The following is a 24,753-nucleotide window of genomic DNA, read 5'->3' on the forward strand; positions in this document are numbered from 1 at the left end:
GTCACGCGCACGGCAGGCGGAGCGGACTGCCGCTCCCCTCCCCGCAGGTCATCGCGCGCCCGGGGTCGCCAGACCGTAATCCGGCAGCGCGATGTCCCGGGCCTTGGCGAACTGCGCGGCGAGCAGGTTCCGCATCGGCCAGCGGGTCATCGACCGCATGGAGAGGTCACGCAGGCGGATACCGAGCGAACCCGAGGGCGCGTACCCCGAGACCCCGCCCGGCGGCAGCTGCTGGGCCTGGCTCACATACGGGCGCATCACCTCGTCGTAGCGGCGGAAGGCGATGTGGTGGTCGCCGCCGGCGAGGGCGAGTTCGCCGGCCAGGACGTAGGCGCCGACCAGCGCCAGGCTGGTCCCCAGGCCGGTCAGCGGCGTCGCGCAGTATCCGGCGTCGCCCAGCAGCGCCACCCGGCCGCGCGACCAGTGGTCGAGGCGGACCTGGCCCATGGTGTCGAAGAAGAAGTCCGAGGCGGTGTGCATCGCCCGCAGCAGGCGTGGGGCCTCCCAGCCGACGTGGGCGAAGCGCCGGGCCACCAGTTCCCGCTGGGCCGCGATGTCGCGGCGGTCGTAGGCGATCGGTGCCGAACGGAAGCTGAAGCCGGCTTTGATCTCGCCGGGGAGCCGGCCGGGCCGCGCGGAGGCGACCAGCCCGCCGGGCGCGTTGTGCATCAGATACCAGCCGTCGAGATCCAGGGCTTCGGTGGCGGTGAACCAGGCTGTGTAGAGGCCGAGCGGGCGGACGAACTCCCGCTCCGGGCCGAAGGCCAGTGCGCGCACCACGGAGTGCGGACCGTCCGCGCCGATGACCAGCCCGAAGCGGCGCCGCGGGGCCTTCTCGAAGGTGGCGGTGACGCCGTCCGCGTGCTGCGTGAGACCGGTGACGGTGTCGTCGAAGAGGTACTCGGTGTCCGGCAGGGTGGCCTCGTGGAGCAGGCGGGCGAGATCGCCACGGAGGATCTCGATCTCGGAGACGATCCCCTCGCCGCCGAAGCTGTCGGCGGGTATCCGCGAGGTGGTCCGGCCGGAGGCGTCGACCAGTGCGAAGCCGCGCTGGTCCATGCTCTCCGCCCTGGCCCGGCCCATCAGGTCCATCCGCTCGATCACGGTACGGCCGGCGCCGCGCAGATCCACGGTCTGGCCGCCCGGCCTGGGCGCCGGCGCCCGTTCGACGATCGTGACGGCGAAGCCTGCCCTGCGTAGCCAGTACGCCAGCGCGGGCCCTGCGATGCCGGCGCCGGAGACGAGTACCTCGGTGTTCTGCATGGCGTGGAATGTACGCCGTACGCAGCGCACTCCACAACCCGAAATCCTCTTCTTCGTTGGGGGTGTTGGGCGCGCCCGCGCTGGTGCACTACTAGTGCACCAGCATCGCACCAGGCGGTACGATCCCCTCGATGCCTGGAACGACGCCTATCCAGGCGCACTAGTGCAGGAGGGGTGTCGATGGAGGAACAGGCAGGACCGCGTTACCGCCGGATCGTCGCTGAACTGAGGCAGCGGATCGAGACCGGCGAGCTGGCGCCGGGGGAGCGGGTGCCCTCGACCCGCGAGATCATCCGGCAGTGGGGCGTCGCGATGGCAACCGCGACCAAGGTGCTCACCGAACTGCGCCGCGAGGGCCTGGTCCGCGCGGTCCCGGGCGTCGGGACCGTCGTCGAGGCCCGCGACCGGACACCGAGCCGCCCGGCCCCCGCCACCCGCCGCCCGGCCACCGCCCGCCCGGGCACATCCTCCGAGGCGTCAGCCGGCGCACCTTCTGAGACTCCGTCAGCCCAGGCTCTCACGCTCGCACGGATCGTCACCGCCGCCGTCACCGTCGCCGACGCCGAGGGACTGGCCGCGGTCTCGATGCGCAGGGTGGCCGCCGAACTCGGCGTGGCGACCATGTCGCTCTACCGGCACGTGGCGGACAAGGACGCCCTGCTGGCACAGATGATGGACACGGTCTTCGCCGAGCAGCCCCTCCCCGCCGACCCGCCGGAGGACTGGCGCGAGCAGGTCGAACTCGCCGCCCGGCTGCTCTGGAAACTGTTCCGCCGCCACCCCTGGCTCGCACCGGCCCTCTCGGTGACCCGCCCGCAGATGATCGCCGCGGCACTGCCCTTCAGCGAGTGGATGCTCACCGCCCTGCACACACGCGGCCTCGACCTCGCGGACGCCTTCACCGCGCACCTCATGCTGTTCAACTACGCCCGTGGCATCGCCGTCAACCTGGAGACCGAGCAGGAGGCGGAGGCCCTCAGCGGCCTCGACAGCGAGGAGTGGATGGACTCCCAGGTGCCGACTCTCCAGGAGATCCTGGCCACCGGCCGGTTCCCGATGCTCTCCCGCCTCGCCATGACCGGCTATGACCTCGACCTCGACGCACTCTTCGACTTCGGCCTCCAACGCCTCCTGGACAGCCTCGCCACACTCCTCGACGAGAACCCCGCCCGGTGACCGGACGACCCACGCGCTCGACGCGGGGGAGTGTCGCAGTCAAGACCGGCGGATCGCAGACGTCATCCCCCGATACTTCGGCGCCATCGGATCTCGCCCTCGTGCCATACGCCGAGGGGCGCGAGCCCAACGGCAGTGGCAACGGCGGCGGATGCTCGATGTTCGGGGTGAATGTGGGCGATGACCGCCTGCACCGACTGCCCGCCGAGCCAGTCGACGAGCCCTCGGGCCGCCTCGGTGGCGATGCCTCTTCCCTGCCACGGCGTCCCCACCACCCAGGCGATCTCGGCGACGAGACCATGGCGGGTCGGACCGACCGTTGCCTGGACCGTACCCGTCAGGCAGGACTCGTCGCGGAGGCTGATCACCCAGTTCAGCCAGGAGACGGCAGGGTCGGGGGAGCCCGCGGTCATTCGCCGGTAACGCGAGCGCAGCTCCCGCGGACCGTCCGGAACGCCACCGATGAAGGTGTGCAGGGCCGGATCGGACAGCACCCCGCTCATCTCCTCGGCATGCTCGACGAGCAGCGGCAGCAGGTCCAGCCGCCTGGTGCCGATGGGCCGGGCCGCAAACCTCCTCACGTCACGACCCCCTCAGCGCCTTCGACGAGCCGGCCGCTGTCGACCCGGACTCCAACGCCGACACGGCCGACGCGGTCGAACGCGTCCACAGCCCACCACCGCCGCCCCGCGGGCCTCACAGGCGCGAACACCACAAGAACCTCGGCTGCACGACGCCGCCAAGTCCAAGCCCGGAAAGGGACGTTCCGATCCACCCGGTCCTCCCTGCGCCTGCCTGACAGGCGACTGTCGCTCTCCGCATTGTGCCGGCACCCCTCCCCACCCCGTAACGGAATGGGTTGGACGCGTCACGCCTGTCCGGGACAGTGTCCGGGCATGCCTTTCATTCGCGCAACGATCAGCAACCCGCAACTCGACCGCGCCACCCAGCAGGCCCCGGCCAAAGGCTTGACCCACCCGGCGGTCACCACCTTGAACAAGCCCACCGCTACAACGGTGTGCACAACTCGCCTTCCGCCGCCGGCAATAGCGCGTGCCCGGATCTCCCAGGCTTCGTATGCGAGGCCGGGGCCGGACATCGGATGGTGACAGGCGCGGCCTACGGCGCAGCCGCCGTTCGGCCGTCTGATCACCCTGGGCAAGTCCCATAACACGGACGCCAGTCGGCCATATCCCCCTGCATCCCACCTGGCCGCAGCCGACCGTAGGAGGTCACGCCACCGGGCCCAGGCGCCGGGTCATCGCCCACAGCAGCAGGGCCGAGCAGCTGAATGCCGCTCCCAGCGCAGACACTCCGGCCCGCCCGGCCGCCGCGTACGCCGTGGAGGAGCCGAGGGCGCCGAGGGCGCTGCCGGCGGAGTAGAAGACCATGTAGCCGCCGATGATCCTGCTTCCCGCGTCCGGGTGGACGGCGTAGATGAGCGACTGGTTGGTGACGTGCACGGCCTGGACGGCGAAGTCCAGGAGGATCGCTCCGATCGCCAGGGCCCAGAGCGACTGCCGGGTAAAGGCCAGAGGGAGCCAGGACACGGCGAGCAGGGCCAGCGCCGTGCCCGTGGTCCGCTGCGCGAGACCGCGGTCGTTCCATCGGCCGGCGGCTCCCGCGGCCGCGGCCCCGGCGGCTCCGGCGAGCCCGAACGCGCCGATCGCGGTGTGCGTCAGCGACCACGGAGGACTGCTGAGCGGCTGGACGACGCTGCTCCACAGCGTGCTGAAGGCCGCGAAGACCAGCAGCGCCAGCATGCCGCGGACCCGGAGCAGAGGGTGACGGGCGAACAGGGCGACGGTCGAGGACAGCAGACGCCGGTACGGCATGGTGACCGTCGGCTGCCGGTCGTTCGGCAGGGCGAGGCGCAGGAGCACGGCGAGCGTCGCGGTCACCACGGCCGAGAAGAGGTAGACGGCGCGCCATCCGGCCAGGTCGGCCAGTACGCCTGCCACGGTGCGGGCCAGCAGAATGCCGGTGATCACCCCGCTGGTGACCGCTCCGACGACCCGCCCCCGAAAGGCCGGAGCGGAGAGCTGGGCCGCCGCGGCGACCATGGTCTGGGCGACGACGGCGAGCGCGCCGACCGCCGCGAGGGCGGCGAGCAGCGCCGCGATCCCGGGCGCCAGTCCTGCGATCAGCAACGCGGCGGCGAGCAGGCCGAGTTGGAGGGTGATCAGCCTGCGCCGGTCGACGAGGTCGCCGAGCGGGACGAGCAGGAACAGGCCTGCGGCGTACCCGAGTTGGGTGACCGTGACGATGGCGCCGAGCAGTCCGGAGCCGATCGAGAACTGCTCGCCGAGCGTGACCAGCAGGGGCTGGGCGAAGTAGACGTTGGCCACCGCGCTGCCGCAGGCGACGGCGAAGAGCAGGATCAGGCGCGCGGGCGGCGGCCCGGACGAAGCATGTGCGGTGTTCTCGGCCGTCCGGCCGCTGGCCGTCGAGCATGCGCTCGGCATACGGCGCCCTCCCCGATTCGTGGTTGCAACTTGCTACCTGCTGGACCTTAGGCGAGGAGGTAGCATGTTGCAACCAGATGTGTTGTGAAGGGGGAAGTGCGATGGTCGCTCGTACGCGGTTCGACGCCGAACCGTGTCCCGTTGCCCGGTCGATCGACGCCATCGGCGACTGGTGGTCCCTGCTGATCGTGCGCGACGCGTTCGACGGCAGCCGCCGCTTCGGCGAGTTCCAGCGAAGCCTGGGCATCGCCAAGAACATCCTCACCAGCCGGCTGCGCACGCTGGAGGAGACCGGAGTGCTGAAATCCGTGCCCGCCTCCGACGGCAGCCGCTACCAGGAATACGTGCTCACGGAGAAGGGGAGCGCACTCTTCCCCGTCATCGTCGCCCTGCGTCAGTGGGGCGAGACGCACTGCTTCGCCCCGGACGAGTCGCACTCGCGACTCCTCGATCGCCGAAACGGGCACCCGCTGAGCCCACTGGAGATCCGCTCCAGCGACGGGCGCCCCATCGGCCCGGACGAGACCGTCGTCGAAAAGCTCGACCCTGCGAACGGCACCGACTGACGTGACCCACGACAGCCACCGCCGGGCGAAGACCACGAGCGACGTGCGAACCTCCGCGCCGGCCCCGCGTCAGATCCGCGGTTCGGACCAGACATCGGGCGGGACGACGCCGGTGGAGCGGCCGTGCGGGTCGAGGAGGCGACCGAGGAGCTTGTCATGCCGCACGGTGATGACCCGGTCGACGATGTCGAGGCCGGGGTGGGCGGCCGCGAGGTCGGTGGCCGCCGAGTTCGGCGACACCCCCCGGCTTCTTCCAGCTCTACACCCCGACGGACCGGGAACTGGCCGAGAGCCTGGTCCACCGTGCCGAGCGGGCCGGATTCAAGGGCATCGTGGTCACCCTGGACACCTGGATCACCGGCTGGCGCCCCCGCGACCTGGCCACCGGCAACTTCCCGCAGCTGCGCGGGCACTGCCTGGCCAACTACACCAGCGACCCGGTCTTCCGCTCCCGCCTCGCCAAGTCCCCCGAGGACGACCCGGCAGCCGCGGTGATGCACTGGGCACAGATCTTCGGCAACCCCCTCACCTGGGACGACCTTCCCTGGCTGCGCTCGATCACCGACCTGCCACTGATCCTCAAGGGCATCTGCCACCCCGACGACGCCCGCCGCGCCAAGGACGCCGGCATCGACGGCATCTACTGCGCCCTGCTCGCCGAAGCCGACCTCCTCATGGCCGTCGACGGCTATCCCACCCTCGCCGACCTCACGCCCGAAAGCCTCCGCCGCATCGGCTGACACCAGTCGATCCGCCCCGCGGTGCGGGCAGCCCCCTCCGCCCGGCTCCGGAGCCGCCCGGAGAGGTCCATGCCACGGTGCGGGGCCGCGCGCTGCTGCGGGAACCCGGCGCCTGGTCGCCGGGTTGAACGTCCGCGTCGATCGTCAACGACGGCCCGGCCGGCACGCCGAGGCGGGCCCGGAGGCGTGCGGCACCACGGTCAGTAGACGAGCAGGTACGGGGCGATCATGAGGACCATGAAGAGCAGCAGACACCCTCCGACTATGGCCGCAACGAGCAGAATGCCCTTCATCACGCTCTCTACTGCCCGACGATCGCGGGCGGGTTGAAAAGGCACCTGGGGACGAGGCTCATGTTCAGTCACGGAGCCATCCTGCTCAGCGCGGTGCCGGCGGGCCATCCGCAAAAGTACTCATGTTCGGGACGGTCGTCGCCCACGCTCGACGGCGCCTGGCGGAGCACGGTGCCTGCCGTCGGCCCGGCCAGGCACCCGCTGGTGCCCATGCGTTGCCGGCTGCTCGCCCGCAGGAGGGGACGCTGTCGCCCCCGACCCGGGTTCTCACCGGCGGCAGTCCGCCCCCGTTCATCGACGGCCGCTGGCCCCGGGATGGAACGATCTGCTCAGTGCCCACACGATGAGGAGGTCGAAGGCCATCACGATGATGGACCACACCGGGTAGTACGGCACGAACATGAACTGGGTGATCATGCTGATGCCTGCCACCGCGATGCCGGCGCCGCGCGCCCATGCCTTGTCGAGGAGGATTCCGACCCCGATGACGAAGAGTGCCAGGCCGATGACGACGTGGATCCAGCCCCACGCGGTGAGGTCGAACCGATAGGTGTACCCGGCCGGGGAGAAGATCCTGCCGTGCGTGATGGCGGATACGCCCTGAAGAATGCTGAGGGGGCCGCTCACCGTCAGCGCCACGCCGGCGAACACGGCGTCCCCGATGACGTGTTTGCTGTCGTAGGCGCTCGGGTGCCGCCCGTTGTCGGACATCGCTGCCATGACCGCTGCCTTCCTGTCCAGCGCGGCTGACGACGCACCCGCATATGTGAGGCGAGCCGCGCTCTCCTGACAGCGTCGCGTCAATCCTCCGACACCGCGACCGCAGCCGCCTCCGCACGCCCCGCGGCCACCCGCGCTCGTCCTGGACTCGTGGGGCACAAGCCGATCCTGTGCGGGCGCACGAGGGGCAGGACGGCCGGCAGCGATGCAGCTCAGCGGTGTGGGGGAGGGGCGCGGCCCGCCGGGCTTGAAGGCCGCAGTGCACCGCACACCGTCCGTCAGCACCCGGCTTCCGACAGTGCCGGGTCCCGGTCGACGAAGGCGTCCCCCCACCTCTCATGAGCCGCCTGCGATCTCCTGGGACACCGGAGGTTCGGCGACCGGGGCCTACTCCGACTCGGACGCCGGCCACGACTTCGGTTCGGCGTGATCGGGGCGGTTCCCACAGGAACTTTCAGCCCCACAACGAATCTTTCAGGACAGCTGCCGCCTGTCGTGCCGTCGGTGGAATCCCAAGCCAGGCACCCCACTTGCCCAACCTGCTCGACGGCTCTCTAAGATGCCGGAGCATGGTTGCCCGCGGTGGCGGAGAGCGCTGCCCGCGTCTGTGCACGTCGGCGGAAACGCGACCGGACTCCACCGCCGCGGTGGCTGACACGGCCTCATGGAACGACGGCGCCTTTAGCGGGTCCGCTGACGGTGCCCTCATGACGGCGTTCCGGCGAAGTGAATTGAAATGACCTGACTTACGCGCCTATTTGACCTCCCTTGCCTGGCGAAAGTGATCGTGGTTAGCCTGCGCGGCGCCTGCATCATCGACGGGAAGGTCGTATTGCAATGCGCAAGCCTGTTGACATCTTCGATCCGTCGCACTACGCGCGGACCCGTCTCCCCCGTGAACGGGCCGAAACGCTGCCGCATTGGGTCTACACGGATGAGGCGTGGTTCCAGCGCGAGGTGGAGACCCTGTTCCGACCGGCGTGGCACTTCGCCGGCCTGGCCACCTCCGTTGCGGAGCCCGGCGACTTCTTCACCCTCCGCCTGCTGGACGAGCCCTTGTTGATCGTGCGCGGCGACGACGGGGAGGTCAGGGCCTTCCGCAACTCGTGCCGCCACCGCGGCGCGTTGGTGACCGATCAGCTCTCCGGATCGTGCAGGGGACTGCGCTGCCCCTACCACTCCTGGACATACAGCCTCGAAGGCGTGCTCAAACACGCCCCCGGTCTGGAAGGACACAGCCGGGAGGAACTGGCGGGGCTGGGGAGGGACCTCCTGCAGGTTCCCTGCGGTGTCCGGGAGGGCCTGATCTTCGTCCACCTCGGCGACCCGGCAACCGCACCGACCTTGGACGACTATCTCGGCAACTATCCTTCGACCGTCGCCGCGCCGCATCAGACCGCGCAGATGGTGGCCGTTCAGCAACGGGAATACGTGCTGGACAGCAACTGGAAGTTATATGTCGAGGTCGACATGGAGACGCTGCACACCAAACACATCCACCGCGGTTCGATAGGCGAGCAACCCGTCACGGTATCGGAGTCCCAGGGACACTGGATCGGCGTCTACCATGAATCACCGCACACCCCGGCCCTGTACCCGGGCGAAGAGCAGACCGGCTTCCCGCACACCACGGGACTGACCGGCGCGGCGGCCCGCGGCACACACTTCTCGATCCTGCTGCCCGGCTTCTTCCTCGTCACCGCGCAGGACGTCATGTGGTGGATCCACAAGATCCCCGACTCCGCGACCCGCACCCGGGTCCGCGTCGGATACGCCTTCCCCGCAACGACTTTGGAGCGCGAGGACTTCGACGAGGTCTCCAAGCGGTACTACAGGCGACTCGACCAAGTCATCGAAGAAGACGACTGGATCACCGAATACCAGCAGAAGGGGCTCAACGCCTCGTCGCCGGGATGCTACGTCCCCGAAGAACACGTCGTGCACCGCCTGGACAACTGGATCCTCGACCAGGTCCTCCATGCCGACTGACCGCCGCTTCCACCTCCTGCGTTGGAGCGGGTACGCCGCTCTCACCGCCTGCTTCCTCTCCGGTTTCTTCTACCGCTTCGCGCCGGCCACCTTCGCCCAGTCGCTGAGCGCGGCACTCGGAACGTCCGCGGCACAACTCGGCGTCCTCGCCGCGTGGCACTTCTGGGTCTACACCGCGGCACAGATCCCCGCCGGCCTCGTGGTGGACCGTTGGGGAACCCGGCTGTCGGTCGCCGCAGGCTCGTTGGTGACCGCAATCGGCGCGGGCGCCCAGGCAACAGCCCACAACCTGGTCCAGGCATCGTTGGGACCGTTACTGACCGGCCTTGGACTGTCGGTGGTCTTCGTCGGCGTGATGAAGAACAACGCGGTGTGGTTCTCCGCCCGGCACTACGGCGCCATCACCGGCCTCACCATGCTGCTCGCCAACATCGGCAGCGTCCTGGCCGGCAGCCCCTCCGCGCTGCTGCTCCACCACATGTCATGGCGAACGATCTTCGGCGCGGCCGCGGCCCTCTCGTTCCTGCTGGCGGTAGCGGTCCTGCTCTTCGTCCGCAATCGCCCCGATGACCACGCCGCCGAGACGCCCTCCAACCGCACCTCCACGAACGGGGCCTGGCACAGCATCAGACAAGTCCTCGGATACCGGGAGCTCTGGCCGGTCTTCTGGTGCACCATCGGAACCAACGGAACCTTCTACGCCTTCTCCGGCCTCTGGGGAGTCCCCGTTCTGACCGACGGCTTCCACCTCTCCAACGCCCACGCCGCCCTCTACACCACGCTCGCCCTGGCCGCCTACGGCATCGGATCCTTCCTGATCGGAGTCGTCTCCGACCGGCTCGGCAGGCGCAAGCCCCTGCTGCTGGCCTCCTCCGGTGCCGCCGTCGCCGGCTGGCTCCTGTTGGGGTGTGCGCCGTGGCGGCCCGGATGGAGCGGCCTTGCGCTCTACCTGCTCGTCGGCCTCGCCGCCGCGCAAGTCACCGTGTCCTTCACGACGTTGAAGGAACTGGTACCCCGTGCCACCTCCGCCACCGCCCTGGCTGTGGCCAATACCGGGGTGTTCGCCGCCTCCGCAGTCATCCAACCGCTCTTCGGCTGGATCGTCGACCTCACGCACCACACGGCAGGGCCGGCGGACCTGCACAGCTACCGTATGGCCCTGCTGGTGCCGGTCGTCTTCAGTGTGGTGGGGCTCCTCGGCGCGCTGCGCGCAACCGAGACCTGGTGCCGCAACGTCGAAGCGGACTCCACCACGACTCCGGCATCAAGGCCCGCGGATTCCATCACCGGCTGATCCCTCACGCCGTGGTGCCCTTGTCCAACGAGACGGTTGGACAAGGGCACCACCGCTGTATGGTCACGCCGGGGGGACAGGTCTCGCCCGACACCGACTCTGCGAACAGCGAGCCCGAACCGTTGGTCGGCCCTCGTGCGTTTGGTCGTCAATATCGTTGCCGATGCGCCGAGTTGGCACGTGCCACGCCTTCCCCACATCACCGTGACGAGTCGTGTACCGCCATGCAGGAGAGGCAGTAATCCAGGGAAGCACGTCTCGACCCAGGAGGGACAAGGACACGTCTACGTTCCGCGGTTGGCATCTTCCTCGCCACCGCAGCCCTCTGCCTGACCAGTGCCACCAGCGCCCAGGCGGCGACCGGCACCCTCACCGTCAACGGCGAGCAAATGATCAATCCGCATGACGGCGCATGCTTTCATGGCCCAAGAAGGGCCTGAACATCAAAAACAAGACGAACCGCGATGTCGTCGTCTACCAGGGGGCGAACTGCACCGGCGACGTGGGACAGGTCGTCCCGCCGGGCAAGTCCGCACAAGCCCCACGGGGCCTGAGCGTGAAGGTCCGGCGGTAGCACCCCAGTTGCAGTTCGCTGTTCCTGTTCCTGTTCCTGTTCCTGTTGCACGGAAGCCACGGGGACGCGTCCGTCAGGGCGCGAACCCGTCGCGGCCCTGCGCACCACAAGCGGGTTCAGGGTTTGTGGAACGACAGATCGTGCTGCTCGCCGAGGACGGCCCGGCCGATGGTGGCCAGAATGTGGTCGTCGTTGTCATGCAGCTCGTAGAAGGTCAGATCGCGCAGAATGCGCTCCACCGGGCTCGGGCGGATGAGGCTGCGGGCACCGCACGCGCGGATGACATGGTGCACCGTCTCTTCCGCCAGGTGCTCGATCACGTGCCAGGCCCGGTTGCCGGCGATCCCGGCCTCCTCACGTCTGCCCTCGTCCCACAGCTCGGCGACGTGGCGCAGCCAGAGGCGGGCGGTGTCGACGTTGACGGCCATGGTGCCCACCCGCTGCTGAATGTGCGGGTCACCGCCCTTGCCCTGCCGTTTGAGATAGGCCAGTCCGTAGTCGTACGCGGCCAGCGCGCCGCCGAGGAAGCTCGCCGCGTAGTGCGGGATGAAAGCGGTCTGCCAGTGTCCTTCGAAGTAGCCGCCGGGACGGCCGATGAGGTGTTCCCGCGGGACGAAGGTGTCCTCGAACCGCACCACATGGCTGACCGTCGCACGCATGCCGATCGGATCCCACCACGAACTGTCCACCGTCACGCTCGGATCGGACAGGTCACAGGCGAGCAGCAGGAGATTCCGGTCGGCCCCCTGGGCGTGCCGGGCGCCACCGGGGCCGGCCGGATCGACGAGCAGGATCGCCCACCGGGCCCCGGTGGCGCCGGTGGCGAACGCCTTGCTGCCGCGGAGGGTCCAGCCGCCGGTCACCGGGGTCAACGTGGTGCCGAAGCGGTGGTTCTCGCCCGGCTTGGGTGTCTGGGGTTCGCCGCTCCAGGCACCCCAGATCTCTCCCTCTTCGACCACGCCGGCGAACCAGCGCCGCTTCTGCTCCGGAGGCGCCAGCGCGTCGATGAGGACAAGGGAGTTGGCGTGCCCTTCCCAGCAGCGGGCCAGGGACAGATCGGCCTTGGCCAGCGTGGTGGTCATCTCCCACAGCGGCAGGGTGTTGCGCTGCTGCGGGCCGTAGCCAAGACCGCCGTAGGCACGGGGCACGGTGGCCCCGAGGAAGCCCCCGGCGAACAGATCGTCGAAGTCCTCGGTGGGAAATCTGGCCCTTCGGTCGTACTCCTCGGCACGAGGCGCGAAATTGTCCTCGGCCAGCTTCGCCACGGCGTCGAGGACCGCCCGGTCGTCCTCGGACGCCGGAAAGGAGGCCGGACCGGTCAGGCGGTCCCGGTCGCCGGTCATCCGGGCTCGGCGCCTTCGGAGCGGTAGAAATGGGCGCGATACATCACCTTCGGCCTCCGCGCCTCACCGGAGTGGACGGTGTGGACGTCGATGGTCAGCAGCCCGCGGTTGAGGTAGCCGCAGAGCAGGGCCCGGCGGGAACCGAGCGGGCCCTCGGCGAGGAAGGCCACGGCCTCGGTGGCGTCGATGTCATCGGCCAACGGGACGGCGGGCAGGACGGCGCCGGTGACAGGCGCGTCGGCCAGTGCCTTTTGAGAGGTCTCCGCGGCGCCGCGCTCGGTGATCCGCAACATGAGCCGGCCGCCCTCGATCCCGACATCGACCAGGCGGATGCCGATGGCTGTGGTGTCGAAGTTGATCCAACTGCCGGACAGCGGCGCCGGATCGACCGCCCGCGCAGTCATACCCGCCCCTTGGCCCTGTGGTAGAACGAGCGGGCCCAATGGTCGACGCCTGCGCCGCGACGGAAGACGCTGGACGTGGTGACCACCAGGATGCCGGTCTTGTGGTAGGCGCACACGACGGTGCGCAGCGAGCCGAAGTCGTAGAGCGCCGAAAACGCCCAGGCAACCGACGGTGTGCCCGGCGCGCTGTACGCAACCGCCGGGACCTCGCCCCAGTCACGCGGCTGCGGGCTTCCGGTACCGAAGGCCCTGACCGCCAAGCCCCCGTCGTGCCGGGTCACGCTCAACCGGAGCGGGCCCTTCGGGCCGCGCTGATCCGTGTTGACCCAGTCACCCAGCAGCGCCGAGACATCGGGGGCGTCCGACGGTCGCGGCGCGGCCGGTCCGTCATGGGACGCCGGACGGGCCGTCATGACGCCTCCCTGCTCGCAGACCGCCTCGGGGATCGTGCCTGCGGCTGTCCCGCCGGTACGGCGAGGTCGCCGGCTTCGGCCGGCCCGGCCGAGCCGAAGCAGAGCGGGCGCAGGGGCAGCGCCTCCGGCAGCGGATGGCCGGTCAGCAGCCGGAACTGCTCGCTCACCTCGACGAACAGGACCTCCCAACCGTCGATACCGAGCAGCCCGCCGGCCCGGGTGGCGCTCATGAGCGCGGTCGGAGGATCACGGTAGACCAGCTCCAACACCACCGCGTCCCGATCGGCCGCGGTGATCGGAAACGGCGGCCGTTCCACCACAGGCGTCGCATGGACGAGCACGGTGTGCCCGGCAGGGGAGAACCGGGACAGGGGCACGTAGGGGAGTCCGAGACGCGAGGAGGCGTCCCGGGCGCGCGCCTCCCCCCGGTTGACCAGGGTCACCTCGGTTCCGGCCTGGTCCAGGGCCAGCGCGACGGCCTGCCCGGCACCGCCGCACCCGATGACGGCGGCCCGTCGGCCGCTCGGATCGACCCCGGCCTGAGCAAGGGTGTGCAGGGCGGCGACGGTGTCGGTGGTGGCCGCCCGCCAGCACCCGGCGTCGCACCACAGCACATTGGCCGCACCGCAGCGCAACGCGTGCGGGTCGGCGACATCGGCCACCTCGACCGCACTGCGCTTATGGGGCGCGGTCACCGTGAGCCCGCGCAGCGGCAGCCGGGCCAGCGCACCGAAGTCGAAGGCCCAGCGCCAGAAACGGGAGAACACGTCCACGGGGAACGGCAGATAGAGCGCGGGCAACCGCAGATGCCGCAACGCCGCGTTGTGCAGCCTGGGCGACAGCGAACGCCCGGTGGCCTGGCCGGCGATACCGAACAGGGCGTCGAGCGGGGGAAGCGCGGGCAGGCCGTAGTCCGACCGCAACTGGGCCACGCTGGGCATGCCGTCCGCCCCCGGGGCACCGGCCCGGCCGAAGACGACAGGCGCGCCCAGCCACGGTGCCAGCACCCGCGTCCAGATCCCGGCCGGACCGGAGGCGAACGCCGTCACATCGGCGCGCCCGAGCCCGGTGAGCAGCAGCGGCGAGGCCGACCCGTACTGCGCGCCGGGCTGCGGCACGAGCAGGTACACCGCCGCCGGTACGGCCCTCATCACGGCGAAACGGTGCCGCAGCGCCTCCGACGCCTCCCACATGGCCGCCCCGAACCCACGGTCGGCATATCTCTCCAGGCGTGCGGCCTCGGGCTGGTGCCAGGACACCCGCCGCTGCCGGGGCGGGATGCCCACCAGCAGCTCCGGCACCAGGTCGTCCATCGCCTCCAGATCGACCAGATCGTACTGATCCGCCGCGCGGAGCAGCCTGGCGCGCCGTTCGACCGGGCCGAGCGCCGAGCGGCCACCGTGGCGTCGGGAGCGCAGGCTGTAGGTCAGGGGTCCCCTGAAATGCCTGCGCAACCGCCGCGGATCGGGATCGCCGACCAGGTCGGCACGGACCTCCAACGCATCGGCCAGTCCTACGAGGCCCCGCAGGCGAGACGCGGTGAGATCCTCCGGTTCGGCGAGCACGGCGACCAGCTGCGCCCGCCGCGCGACGGACGCACCGCAACCGCTCGTCAACAGCTCCACTGGACGTGCTCCTCCAGACGGGACCGTTGCCGGACGAAGGGATCGACCGTGGCCACCACGTCCGCGTACCCGATGCCGACGGCACCGACGTCCGGGCAGCCACGCAGGCAACCGGCCACCAGTGCGAGCATCGCCTTCCGCGGGACGGCGCGCATCTCCAGAGCGTCGCCCGACGCCGCGCACGGGGACAGGCCCGCGGACCCACGTGGCCGGCACTGCGGGGGAACGTCGGTTGCCGCGAACGTACGGCGGTGCCGCCGCGGCGAGCGTCGCACCCGCATCCGCATCCGCCAGGGCGTCCCGCGGCACCGCCCGGTCCGGGAAGGCTGTCCCGCTGTGACAGGAGACGTTCCGGCACTGGGGGTGGGGGAGCGAGGGTGCCATCCGCGGCTCAGCCTCCCCTGAACGGGGCCGCGAGAGAGCCGGCGCCGAGCAGCTCGCGCAGACGGCCCCGGACGGACCGCTGGATGTGCCGGGCGCACCGGACGTAGACCTCCGGAGACTGACCCTCCGGATCGGGGATGTCACGGCGCGGGTCCAGGCACAGGGTGCGGTCCCTCGCCTCGGGCGCCATCGCGATCACCTTCTCGCGATGGGCCCGGGTCATGCAGTAGATGATGAAGCTGACCCGGCACAGTTCCGGAGTGACCGGGCGCGACCGGTGACGGCGGGGATCCCCGCGGCCCCGCACCTGGGGGAGCCCGAGCTCGACAAGCGCGGCGCGGGCCTCGGGCGCCATCGGTTCCCCCGGACGCCTCGTCGCGACGCCCGCGCTGGAGAACTGCAAGGCATGGTCGACTCCCGCCTCCGCGGCCTGGGCCCAGGCGATGACCTCGGCCGTGGGCGAACGTGAGGTGTTCCCGCCGCAGACGAACAGCACGCGGTGCACCGGCCCGGCGGTGTGTGCCCGCCACCAGAAGACGACAGACGGGTAGGCCAGCACCCCCGCCGCGCCGACGCCGAAGACGAACGCGGCGAGCTGACCGAAACCCGGAGCCTGGAGTCCGGCCAGCCAGGCAAGCGAGAACGAGGCCACCAGGCCGGACATCAGACTGGCGAACGCCCAGGCCGGCACACCCCAGGTGTACTCGCGTCGGTCGAGGTACATCAGCGAGGCGAAGATGAACAGCACCTCGTACGTCACGCCGATCCCTGCTGCCACCAACGCGAGCGGGGTACCGAGGAAGGTGGTGAAACCCGCGCGCAACTGTGGTTGCCCCGCCAGCGCCCCTGCCGCCAGCAGCAGGGTCAGCCAGATCGGAGCGGCGACATGCTCCTCCACGAAGAACCGGCGGTCTGTCGCGGGCACCCCGGTCTTGGCGACCCGGCTCATGATTTCAAAGCGGCCCAGGTAACCGACGAGATATATCAGAACACTCAGCACGGCGGCCGTGGTGAGGTAGTAGCTGTTCACATCCCCGAGAGCCACCGAAACCGCGATCAGACTGAGGCACAGCGCCGCCCACGAATATGCCGTCACGCGTCGCTTGCGGGCCTTGTCGACCAAGGGGGAGAAACTCAGCACACCCCCGCGCATCAACAGCAGCATGAAGAGGATGGAGACGCCGGAAAACGTGTAGTTCATCGTGGTGGTGCCGATGATGAGCGAGGTGAAGAATGCGGACACCAGCGTGTCCCGACCGACAGTCGGAACCCGGAGTCCGCCGACGGAGCCGCGCCGCATCTGCCGCCACCAACCTGTCAGTCCCACGAAGATCGGCATGGCGACGAGCTGGCCGAGAGCGGTTGCGGGCAGCAGCTCAAAGCCGCTGACCGGCCCGTGCGACAGCGGAGTCACGCCACTGGCCAGCGCTTTCACCAGCATCGCATAGGGAATATACGATACGAAATACCCGAAGGTGAGCCAACCCATACCCGAACCCGTTGCTGATCGAGTGTCAAGGTCTTTTTGCCGCCGGTGAAATGGTGCGGCCGGCGGCAATCGATTATGTGGCCTCATGCAGTCGGAAGGAAATCCGGGGCCTCGGAGACTCCGAATTGATGAGTGGCCGATTGCCGCACACGATAGGGCCGCGTGCTCAGCCGTGACTTTGAGGACCTGTTCCGGCAGTGCGGCGGACACGGAACGGTTGGGAAACAATCCAGATCTGCCAAAGAGCGGGCGCCCGCCGCGAGCTCCGTGCGAGATTTTCAACCCTGTGGTAATCAAGGGAATCCAGTTTCCGCAAATTTTACGCCGCACGCGGGCACGCGGCCAGCCGGTGCCCCGCGGTGCGCACGGCACTGCCCTTCGACTGCCGCGTCGGGGCAGGGTGGCGACGTCGCCGGTGCGCCGGTGCCCGGGCCCGTCAGGCGGGTTGCCGGGCACGAACGCGAACTCCCGCCCTCCCCGCGGCGTTTCACCGCCGGCCTCATCAGCTCCTCCCCGGGCTCGCACGCCTTCCGCTCGGATTCGGACAACTTTCGACCGACACGGCACACGCACAAAAGGAGGCTCTGGCTCCGGCCGGCGGACGGGATCACTCAGGTAGATCGTCGAACTGCCGGGTCTGGTATGTACGCGAGAGGGACGCTCGCGGTCCTTGGCGTGATTTCGCCGCCCTTATGCCTGGCTGCCCTCTCGGCCCGCCGCGGATCTACTCGCGGGTAGGCATGATGTCGATCATGAAGAGGACCGCGGCTGCCGGAGCAGCTCTCCGTGGAACGCAGGTGCACGTGAACGGACACGCGCAGAGCCCGCTGACGGCGTATCAACGGGATGTCTGGGCCGCCGGTTCTCAGGCTCCACAATCACCGCAGTTCAACTGCGTCCTCCACGAACGTCTGCGGGGCGACGTCGACCACGACGCGCTCACCGAGTGCATCGAGAACATGCTGGGGCGCCACGAGACCTTCCGCCTGCGGTTCGGCGAGAACGCCGGCACCCCCTTCCAGTGGGTGGCGGACGAACCCCTCCGGGTCAGCCGGATCGACCTCGCTCAGGAGCCCGAACCGGACCTCGCGTGCGCCGCCTGGATCCGGCGCTCGATGGCGACGGCGCTGCCGCTCACGGACGGCGGCGCCCTGGCCGAAGCCACCTTGCTGCGGGAGGGGCCGGACGTCACGCATCTGCACATCAAGGCACACCACATCGTCGCCGACGGCTGGACCTTCCACCGGCTGAGCCACGAGATCCTTGAGGACTACGCGCGGGCCACGGGTGCCGGCCGGGAGCACACCGCCCGCCGCGAGCCGTCCTCCTACCTCGCCTTCGTCGAGGAGGAAGCCGCCTATCGCGCGGGCGCCGAGAGCGAGCGCGACCGCGCCTTCCACCGCGAAGCCCTCGCCGGCGTATCGCCCGCACTCTTCGCACGCACGGCGGACGAGGGCAGCCGCGGTCGCCACACGCTCGTCGTCGAAGGCGGCCTCGCCGACCGGGTCCGCGCCGCCGGCCTCTCGCCGTTCGCCTACCTCGCCGCCATGTTCGGTACCTGGCTGACCCGGCTGCACCGCAGCGAGGAGGCGGTCCTCGGGGTCCCCTTCCTCAACCGGCCGGCGGGCCACCACAGGGACATCCTGGGCCAGTTCGCCAACACGCTGCCGCTGCGGATCGCGGCACGCGACGGGCAGACGGTGCGGGAACTCGTCGCCGATACCCAGGCGGCGATCCGCGTGCTCCGGAGCCACGAACGCCTCGCCCTCGGCGACGCCCTGCGCCAACTGGCCACACCGGCCGACGGCCCCCGCCAGCTCTTCGACGTGACCCTCTCCTACCTGCACTGGCCACGGCCGGCAGCGATACCGGGCATCGAACGGCAGACGGCCATGATGGCCCCCTCGCACGAACAGGACGCCCTGGGCGTCATGGTGAACGCCTTCGACGACACCGCCGACATCCACATCGACCTCGACTACGCCCTCGACGTCTTCGACGAGGACCTGCCCATCGCCTCGGTCGCCGGCCACCTCAAAACCCTCCTCCAGCACGGCGTGGACATGCTGGACCGGCCCGTTGCGACCGTCCCGATGCTGCGGCCCACCGAACACGAGGACCTCACGGCGGTGCGCAGCCACGGTCCGAAGGTGCCCTACGCGGAACAGGCCACACTCCACGGCCTGTTCGAGAAGCAGGCCGCCCGCCGCCCCCGCCAGACAGCCGTCATCGGCGCCGCAGGCGAGACCCTGACCTACGCCGAACTCGACGAGCAGGCCAACCGCGTCGCCCGGGCCCTGCGCGCGCAGGGCGTCGGCCCCGACGACCGGGTCGCGGTGATGATGGAGCGGGGCCCCCGCCTGCTGGTGGCGCTCCTGGGCACACTGAAGTCCGGCGGCGCCTACGTCCCGGTGGACCCCGACTACCCGGCCGAACGCGTGCGGCTCCTGCTGGAGGACAGCCGCGCCAAGGTGGTCATCGTGGACGGCGACGGCCCCACCACCGGTGTGGCCGACGAGACGAAGGTGCGGCAGGTCCAGGAACTGCTGCACGGCAGCGGTGCCCCGCTCGCCCCACTGTCCGGCTCCCGCGATCTGGCCTACGTCATCTACACCTCCGGCTCCACCGGCCGACCCAAGGGCGTCATGGTGGAGCACCACAGCGTCGTCAACCGCCTCGCCTGGATGCAGCGCCGCTATCCGCTCGGCGACGACGACGTGCTGCTGCAGAAGACGCCGGTCTCCTTCGACGTCTCGGTGTGGGAACTGTTCTGGTGGGCCGTCGAGGGCGCCGCGGTGGCCCTGCTGCCGCCCGGCGGCCAGCGGGACCCGCGGGAGATCCTGCGCACCCTCCGCGAACAGCGGGTCAGCGTCGTGCACTTCGTCCCCTCGATGCTCGGCCCCTTCCTCGACCTGCTCCAGGCAACGCCGGAGGCACGCGAGGGCCTGCACTGCCTGCGGTACGTCTTCTGCAGCGGCGAGGCGCTGCCACCGGCACGGGTGGACCAGTTCAACCAGGTCTTCGGCACACCCGGTGCCACGAGCCCGGTACGACTGGTGAACCTCTACGGACCGACCGAGGCCACCGTCGACGTCTCGTACTACGACTGCCCGGACGACCCCGCCCGGAGCGTCGCACGGGTTCCGATCGGCCGGCCGATCGACAACACCCGGCTCTACGTCCTGGGCCCGGACGAACTGCCGCAACCGGTGGGCGTCGCCGGTGAGTTGTGCATCGGCGGCGCCGGTGTCGCCCGGGGCTATCTGGACCGCCCGGAACTGACCGCCGAGAAGTTCGTCCGCGACCCCTTCGTCCCGGCAGGCCGCCTCTACCGCACCGGCGACCTCGCCCGCTGGCTGACGGACGGCACCCTGGAGTACCTCGGACGGATCGACGGCCAGATCAAGATCCGCGGCAACCGCGTGGAGCCGGGAGAGGTGGCGGGCGCCCTGCGCGCCGTCCCCGGCGTCCGCGACGCCATCGTCGTGGACCACACCACCGCCACGCGCGGCACCCGCCTGGCCGGCTACTACGTCGCCGACACCGCCCTCGACCACGCACAACTACGCGCACAACTCGCCCGGACGCTACCGGCGTTCATGGTCCCCGACGCCTTCGCACGCATCGACGCCATCCCACTGACCCCCAACGGGAAGGCCGACCGCCGCGCGCTGCCCCCGCTCCAGGAGACCGCCGAACCGGCCGCCGGCCGGCCGCCCCGCAACCGCACCGAGGCGGCCCTGACCGAGATCTGGGCCAGGGTGCTGGACCGGGAGACCGTCGGCGTCCACGACGACTACTACACCCTCGGCGGCGACTCGATCCTCATGCTCAAGGTGCGCGCCGAGGCCGAGGCGCAGGGCCTGCACTTCTCCCTCACCGACCTCGTCCGCAACCCGACGGTCGCAGGGCTGGCCCCCTGCGTCGCAAGCCTGGCGGAACCCGGGAACGACGAAGCCCCCGCCCCGTTCGCCCTCGTGTCCGGCGTCGACCGGGCCCGCCTGGAAGGCACCGAGGACGCCTGGCCGCTCACCCGGCTCCAACTCGGCCTGCTCTACCACAGCCGCCGGCACGAGAACTCCGCCACCTACAAGGACGTCTTCCAGTACACCCTCGAACTCCCCTGGAACGAGGACGCCTTCCGCCGCTCCTTCGACCGGCTGGTGGCACGCCACCCGGTGCTGCGCTCCGCCTTCGACCTGGCGGGCTTCTCCGAACCGTTGCAGATCGTCCGCCCGCAGGCACCCGACGGCCTGGACATCGTCGATCTGCGCGCCTGGGAGCCCACCGCGGCCGACACCGAGGTCCGGGCACACATCGAGGAACGCCGCTGCCACCCCTACGCCTTCGAACAGGCCCCGCTCTACCTCTTCCGGGCACACGTCCGCCCCGACGCCGTCGACCTGGTCCTCAGCTTCCACCACGCCCTGCTCGACGGCGGCAGCGTGGCCAACCTCCTCCAGGAACTCCTCCAGGACTACGCACACGGGATGCGACTGGCCATCGGCCCCGTCGACGCCACCGCACCACCCTCCGCGGCAGCCTGCGTACGGGAGGAACAGGCCGCCCTGGCATCCGCGGACGCACGGCGGTACTGGCAGGAGAGACTGGCCGGCTGCGAACCCCTGCGGATCGAGGCACTCGGGGCACACCTGCCGGACACCGCCCAGGCACCCTCCACACACCGCGCCGACCTGCCCGACGAACTGGTCGCACAGGTACGGCAGTTCGCCTCCGCGCACCACCTGCCCGTGAAGTCCGTACTCTTCGCGGCGCACTGCCTGACACTGGGCATGTTCGCCGGAACCGAAGGCGCGGCCGGCACCCACGACGTGACCACCGGACTGATCACTCACGGACGAGCCGAACTGGCCCACGCGGAACGCACCGCCGGACTCTTCCTGAACACCGTGCCCATGCGCCTCGACCTCGCACAGACCACATGGCTGGACGTGGCACGACAGGCCCTCCGCCACGAACAGGACGCCCACCCCCACCGCCGCTACCCGCTCAGCGCCATCCAGGAGGACCACGGCAGCCCCGTCCTGGACACCGCCTTCAACTATGTCCACTTCCACCAGCTGTCCGAGGTCCTCCGCGTACCAGGCATACGACTGCGGTCCTTCCGCACCTGGGAGGAGACCGACTTCCGACTCCTGGTGAACGCCGTCACCGAACCGGACGGCGGACGGGTGTGGCTGCGGATCGACTGCGGCGACGACATCTCCACCGACCAGGCCCGCCTCTACGCCGACGCCTACCGAAGCATCCTGCGGCGCATGGTCGAGGACCCCCACGCGGAGCCCGACTACGCCTTCCTCGCCGACCGACCGGTCCTCGCCCCCACCACCCCCCACCCCACCGTCGTCGAACGCTTCACTCAGCAGGCCACCCGCACACCGGACGCAACCGCCCTGGCCATGGGGGAGGAGCGGTGGAGCTATGCCCGACTGGCCGAGACCGCCGAGCGGGTGGCCCGGCGACTGTGCGGACTCGGCGCCCCGCCCCGGGCCCGGATCGGGATCGCCATGGACCGCTCACCGCAGACGATCGGCGTGATCCTGGGCGTTCTGCGCGCCGGATGCGCCGTGGTGCCACTGGACGTCGGCTACCCCGCCCGACGGCTGGCCGCGATGCTCGAACAGGCCCGGCCCTTCCGCGTCATCACCCACACTCCCCACACCCACCTCGTCGATGACCCGTCACTGCTGCTGCCCGCCGCGTCAGTGACCGAACCGACCCCGGGCCCCGACGCGGAACCCCCGGCCCACCTCCCCGCCGAGGACACCGCCTACGTCCTGTTCACCTCCGGCTCCACCGGCCGGCCCAAAGGCGTGGCCATGCCGCACCGCTCCCTGGCCGCCCTCGTCGCATGGCAGACAGCGGCCACCAGCGGCGCCGCGGGCGGCGCCACCCTCCAGTACGCGCCGCTGAGCTTCGACGTCTCCTTCCAGGAGATCTTCTCCACCCTGTGCACCGGCGGCACACTGCACCTCGTGGGCGACGCCGAGCGGCGCGACATGCCGCAACTGCTGCGACTGATCGACCGCGAGGGCATCGAACGGGTCTTCCTCCCCTACGTGGCACTCCAGCAACTGGCCGAGACCGCACAGGCGTTGGACATCACCCCCCGCGCACTGCGGATACTGATCTCCTCCGGCGAGCAACTGCGCGTCACCCAGGAGATCCGCAACCTGTGCGCCGCACTCCCGGACGCCGTCCTGGAGAACCAGTACGGGCCCACCGAAACCCACGTCGCCACCACCTTCACCATGACCGGCGACCCGGCCGCATTCCCCGCACTGCCCCCGATCGGACGGCCCGTCGACGGCGCCGAGGCCTACGTGCTGGACCACCGGCTGCGCCCCGCGCCCGCCGGCACCCGCGGCACCGTCTACCTCGGCGGCACCTGCCTGGCCGACGGCTACGAAGGCCGCCCCGACCTCACCAAGGAACGCTTCGTCCCCCATCCCTTCACCGACGAGGACCGCAACCTCTACGACACCGGAGACCTCGGCCTGGTCCTGCCCGACGGCACCCTCGCCTACGCCGGCCGGGCCGACACCCAGGTCAAGGTACGAGGCTTCCGCGTCGAACTCGCCGAGGTGGAACTGGCCGTCAACGCACTCGCCCCGCACCACCCCGGCCTGCGCGACGCCGCGATCGTCGCCCGCCACCACGAGAACGGCGACTGCCTCCTCACGGGCTTCCTCGTGGGCGAGGGCACCGGCACGGACCTGACCGGCATCCGCGAACGACTGCGCACCGCACTGCCCGACCACATGGTCCCCGCCCACCTGCAATGGGTCACCCACCTGCCGCTCACCCCCAGCGGAAAGCGGGACGACGCCGCCCTGCGCCGACTCCCGCTCACCCCCACCACCGAGACCACCGGATCCGAGCCGCGCGACGCCCACGAACGCGCGCTGACCGAGATGCTGGCCGACCTCCTCCGGCTGCCGACCGTCGGCGTGCACGACAGCCTCTTCGACCTCGGCGGCACCTCACTCACCGCGATGCGCCTGGTGGTCCAGATCGAGCAGCGCTACGGGGTGAACATCCCGATGTCGAAGTTCATCGCGGCCCCCACCGTGGCCCGCCTCGCGGCACGGCTGCGCGCCGGCGACGCCGTCGCCGCCTACGACCCCCTGGTACCGATCCGCCCCCACGGCACCCGCCCGCCCCTGTTCCTCGTCCACCCCATGGGCGGCAACGTGCTGTGCTACGTACGCTTCGCCCGCCACCTCCCGGACGACCAACCGCTGTACGCACTCCAGGCAGCCGGAGCGGACCCCGGCACCACACCCCTGCGCACCGTCGAGGAGATCGCGGACAGCTATATCGAGGCCCTGCGCACCGTGCAGCCGCACGGCCCCTACACCCTCGGCGGATGGTCCTTCGGCGGCTTCGTCGCCTTCGAGATCGCCCGCCGGCTGCGCGCCGCCGGCGAGGACGTGGCCCACCTGATCCTCCTGGACACCACCGCACTGAACCAGGGGCACCGCCACCGCCACGACGACGACGCACTCCTGGGCTGGTTCTTCTGGGAACTGCTCTGGCTGGAGCGCGGCGGCGACTCCCCGATGGAGGTCATACCGGACGAACTGACCACGCTGGAGGAGAAGTTCGACTTCATCGCCCACCTCGCCACCGACGCCGGCGTCCTGCCGGCCGGCAGCTCCGGGGCCGTCATCCGCCGACTCTTCCACGTCTACCGGGCGAACTGGAAGGCCGCACTGGACTACCGACCCGAGGCCGGGGACCAGGCGCTCACCCTGATCCGCGCCAGGCAACCACTGCCGGACGTCCTCGCCGCCATGCACGGCGCCGCCGGCAGCCGACACCAGGACGAGACCAACGGCTGGAGCGACATGACCGGCGGCCCGGTCCAGGTCATCGGCGTCCCGGGAGACCACCTCACGATCATGGAAGAGCCGCACGTGGCACACGTGGCCCGCACGGTCGCAGACCTGATCAGCACCGACCCGACCGGACCCCACAAGGAGAACTGACGA

At 70.3% G+C, this 24,753-nt stretch carries 17 protein-coding genes and 1 pseudogene; 7 read left to right on the forward strand and 11 right to left on the reverse strand.

The window, feature by feature from the left end:
* Positions 1-48 precede the first annotated feature (48 nt).
* Positions 49-1,263 (reverse strand): FAD-dependent monooxygenase, encoded by a 1,215-nt coding sequence (locus ACIQE0_RS20510; RefSeq protein ID WP_402334066.1) that lies wholly within the window; start codon positions 1,261-1,263, stop codon positions 49-51.
* A gap of 180 nt (positions 1,264-1,443) precedes the next feature.
* Between ACIQE0_RS20510 and ACIQE0_RS20515 the strand changes: the two genes are divergently transcribed.
* Positions 1,444-2,439 carry a TetR/AcrR family transcriptional regulator C-terminal domain-containing protein gene (locus tag ACIQE0_RS20515; RefSeq protein ID WP_402334069.1) on the forward strand — a complete coding sequence of 332 codons (996 nt, stop codon included), beginning with the start codon at positions 1,444-1,446 and terminating at the stop codon, positions 2,437-2,439.
* 62 nt (positions 2,440-2,501) lie between these two features.
* Here the strand turns inward: ACIQE0_RS20515 and ACIQE0_RS20520 are convergent, their stop codons facing one another.
* Positions 2,502-3,020 (reverse strand): GNAT family N-acetyltransferase, encoded by a 519-nt coding sequence (locus tag ACIQE0_RS20520; RefSeq protein ID WP_402334072.1) that lies wholly within the window; start codon positions 3,018-3,020, stop codon positions 2,502-2,504.
* 651 nt (positions 3,021-3,671) lie between these two features.
* Positions 3,672-4,904, reverse strand: coding sequence for an MFS transporter (locus tag ACIQE0_RS20525; protein WP_402334074.1), 1,233 nt, complete (start codon positions 4,902-4,904; stop codon positions 3,672-3,674).
* Positions 4,905-5,005: 101 nt separating this feature from the next.
* Between ACIQE0_RS20525 and ACIQE0_RS20530 the strand changes: the two genes are divergently transcribed.
* A complete protein-coding gene (locus ACIQE0_RS20530) occupies positions 5,006-5,470 on the forward strand; it encodes a winged helix-turn-helix transcriptional regulator (protein WP_402334077.1) in 465 nt (154 codons plus the stop codon).
* Positions 5,471-5,539: 69 nt separating this feature from the next.
* Here ACIQE0_RS20530 and ACIQE0_RS20535 read toward each other — a convergent pair whose 3' ends face one another.
* On the reverse strand, positions 5,540-5,710 hold the full coding sequence (locus ACIQE0_RS20535) for a hypothetical protein (RefSeq protein WP_366332140.1): 171 nt from the start codon (positions 5,708-5,710) through the stop codon (positions 5,540-5,542).
* Here ACIQE0_RS20535 and ACIQE0_RS20540 point away from each other — a divergent pair.
* Positions 5,688-6,210: pseudogene (locus ACIQE0_RS20540) on the forward strand (alpha-hydroxy-acid oxidizing protein); the annotation flags it as partial. The gene ACIQE0_RS20535 and the pseudogene ACIQE0_RS20540 overlap by 23 nt on opposite strands.
* Before the next feature lie 584 nt (positions 6,211-6,794).
* On the opposite strand, the gene ACIQE0_RS20545 reads toward ACIQE0_RS20540, so the two are convergent.
* Positions 6,795-7,223 (reverse strand): hypothetical protein, encoded by a 429-nt coding sequence (locus tag ACIQE0_RS20545; RefSeq protein ID WP_366332139.1) that lies wholly within the window; start codon positions 7,221-7,223, stop codon positions 6,795-6,797.
* A gap of 837 nt (positions 7,224-8,060) precedes the next feature.
* Between ACIQE0_RS20545 and ACIQE0_RS20550 the strand changes: the two genes are divergently transcribed.
* The 3 genes from ACIQE0_RS20550 to ACIQE0_RS20560 all read left to right on the forward strand — a co-directional run bounded on the left by ACIQE0_RS20550 (position 8,061) and on the right by ACIQE0_RS20560 (position 11,080).
* Positions 8,061-9,212 (forward strand): aromatic ring-hydroxylating dioxygenase subunit alpha, encoded by a 1,152-nt coding sequence (locus ACIQE0_RS20550; protein WP_366332138.1) that lies wholly within the window; start codon positions 8,061-8,063, stop codon positions 9,210-9,212.
* Entirely contained in the window at positions 9,202-10,506 is a 1,305-nt protein-coding gene (locus ACIQE0_RS20555; protein WP_402334082.1) for an MFS transporter, read from the forward strand. The genes ACIQE0_RS20550 and ACIQE0_RS20555 overlap by 11 nt, the downstream gene beginning before the upstream one ends.
* 412 nt (positions 10,507-10,918) lie before the next feature.
* Positions 10,919-11,080, forward strand: a complete 162-nt coding sequence (locus tag ACIQE0_RS20560) for a hypothetical protein (RefSeq protein ID WP_402334085.1) — start codon at positions 10,919-10,921, stop codon at positions 11,078-11,080.
* Between the two features lie 116 nt (positions 11,081-11,196).
* On the opposite strand, the gene ACIQE0_RS20565 is transcribed toward ACIQE0_RS20560, so the two are convergent.
* From ACIQE0_RS20565 to ACIQE0_RS20590, 6 genes are all read right to left on the reverse strand, one after another.
* Positions 11,197-12,423, reverse strand: coding sequence for an acyl-CoA dehydrogenase family protein (locus tag ACIQE0_RS20565; protein ID WP_402334088.1), 1,227 nt, complete (start codon positions 12,421-12,423; stop codon positions 11,197-11,199).
* Positions 12,420-12,827, reverse strand: a complete 408-nt coding sequence (locus ACIQE0_RS20570) for a hypothetical protein (RefSeq protein ID WP_402334090.1) — start codon at positions 12,825-12,827, stop codon at positions 12,420-12,422. The genes ACIQE0_RS20565 and ACIQE0_RS20570 overlap by 4 nt, the downstream gene beginning before the upstream one ends.
* Positions 12,824-13,240, reverse strand: coding sequence for a hypothetical protein (locus ACIQE0_RS20575; protein ID WP_402334093.1), 417 nt, complete (start codon positions 13,238-13,240; stop codon positions 12,824-12,826). The genes ACIQE0_RS20570 and ACIQE0_RS20575 overlap by 4 nt, the downstream gene beginning before the upstream one ends.
* A complete protein-coding gene (locus ACIQE0_RS20580) occupies positions 13,237-14,865 on the reverse strand; it encodes a type I 3-dehydroquinate dehydratase (protein ID WP_402334096.1) in 1,629 nt (542 codons plus the stop codon). The genes ACIQE0_RS20575 and ACIQE0_RS20580 overlap by 4 nt, the downstream gene beginning before the upstream one ends.
* Positions 14,853-15,020, reverse strand: a complete 168-nt coding sequence (locus ACIQE0_RS20585; protein ID WP_402334099.1) for a hypothetical protein — start codon at positions 15,018-15,020, stop codon at positions 14,853-14,855. The genes ACIQE0_RS20580 and ACIQE0_RS20585 overlap by 13 nt, the downstream gene beginning before the upstream one ends.
* 236 nt (positions 15,021-15,256) lie before the next feature.
* Positions 15,257-16,738, reverse strand: coding sequence for a hypothetical protein (locus ACIQE0_RS20590; RefSeq protein ID WP_366332129.1), 1,482 nt, complete (start codon positions 16,736-16,738; stop codon positions 15,257-15,259).
* 803 nt (positions 16,739-17,541) lie between these two features.
* Between ACIQE0_RS20590 and ACIQE0_RS20595 the strand changes: the two genes are divergently transcribed.
* Positions 17,542-24,750 carry an amino acid adenylation domain-containing protein gene (locus ACIQE0_RS20595; protein WP_402334103.1) on the forward strand — a complete coding sequence of 2,403 codons (7,209 nt, stop codon included), beginning with the start codon at positions 17,542-17,544 and terminating at the stop codon, positions 24,748-24,750.
* Positions 24,751-24,753 lie beyond the last annotated feature (3 nt).

Origin of the sequence: Streptomyces sp. NPDC093097 (assembly GCF_044754325.1) — a bacterium.
Taxonomy (GTDB): domain Bacteria; phylum Actinomycetota; class Actinomycetes; order Streptomycetales; family Streptomycetaceae; genus Streptomyces.

What these genes read in the sequence shown, in the direction of transcription:
- ACIQE0_RS20525 (WP_402334074.1), bottom strand. Translation starts at nt 4,904, where the DNA reads ATGCCGAGCGCATGCTCGACGGCCAGCGGCCGGACGGCCGAGAACACC.
- ACIQE0_RS20590 (WP_366332129.1), bottom strand. Translation starts at nt 16,738, where the DNA reads ATGGGTTGGCTCACCTTCGGGTATTTCGTATCGTATATTCCCTATGCG.
- ACIQE0_RS20560 (WP_402334085.1), top strand. Translation starts at nt 10,919, where the DNA reads ATGCTTTCATGGCCCAAGAAGGGCCTGAACATCAAAAACAAGACGAAC.
- ACIQE0_RS20585 (WP_402334099.1), bottom strand. Translation starts at nt 15,020, where the DNA reads ATGCGCGCCGTCCCGCGGAAGGCGATGCTCGCACTGGTGGCCGGTTGC.
- ACIQE0_RS20565 (WP_402334088.1), bottom strand. Translation starts at nt 12,423, where the DNA reads ATGACCGGCGACCGGGACCGCCTGACCGGTCCGGCCTCCTTTCCGGCG.
- ACIQE0_RS20545 (WP_366332139.1), bottom strand. Translation starts at nt 7,223, where the DNA reads ATGGCAGCGATGTCCGACAACGGGCGGCACCCGAGCGCCTACGACAGC.
- ACIQE0_RS20515 (WP_402334069.1), top strand. Translation starts at nt 1,444, where the DNA reads ATGGAGGAACAGGCAGGACCGCGTTACCGCCGGATCGTCGCTGAACTG.
- ACIQE0_RS20555 (WP_402334082.1), top strand. Translation starts at nt 9,202, where the DNA reads ATGCCGACTGACCGCCGCTTCCACCTCCTGCGTTGGAGCGGGTACGCC.
- ACIQE0_RS20530 (WP_402334077.1), top strand. Translation starts at nt 5,006, where the DNA reads ATGGTCGCTCGTACGCGGTTCGACGCCGAACCGTGTCCCGTTGCCCGG.
- ACIQE0_RS20550 (WP_366332138.1), top strand. Translation starts at nt 8,061, where the DNA reads ATGCGCAAGCCTGTTGACATCTTCGATCCGTCGCACTACGCGCGGACC.
- ACIQE0_RS20575 (WP_402334093.1), bottom strand. Translation starts at nt 13,240, where the DNA reads ATGACGGCCCGTCCGGCGTCCCATGACGGACCGGCCGCGCCGCGACCG.
- ACIQE0_RS20570 (WP_402334090.1), bottom strand. Translation starts at nt 12,827, where the DNA reads ATGACTGCGCGGGCGGTCGATCCGGCGCCGCTGTCCGGCAGTTGGATC.
- ACIQE0_RS20510 (WP_402334066.1), bottom strand. Translation starts at nt 1,263, where the DNA reads ATGCAGAACACCGAGGTACTCGTCTCCGGCGCCGGCATCGCAGGGCCC.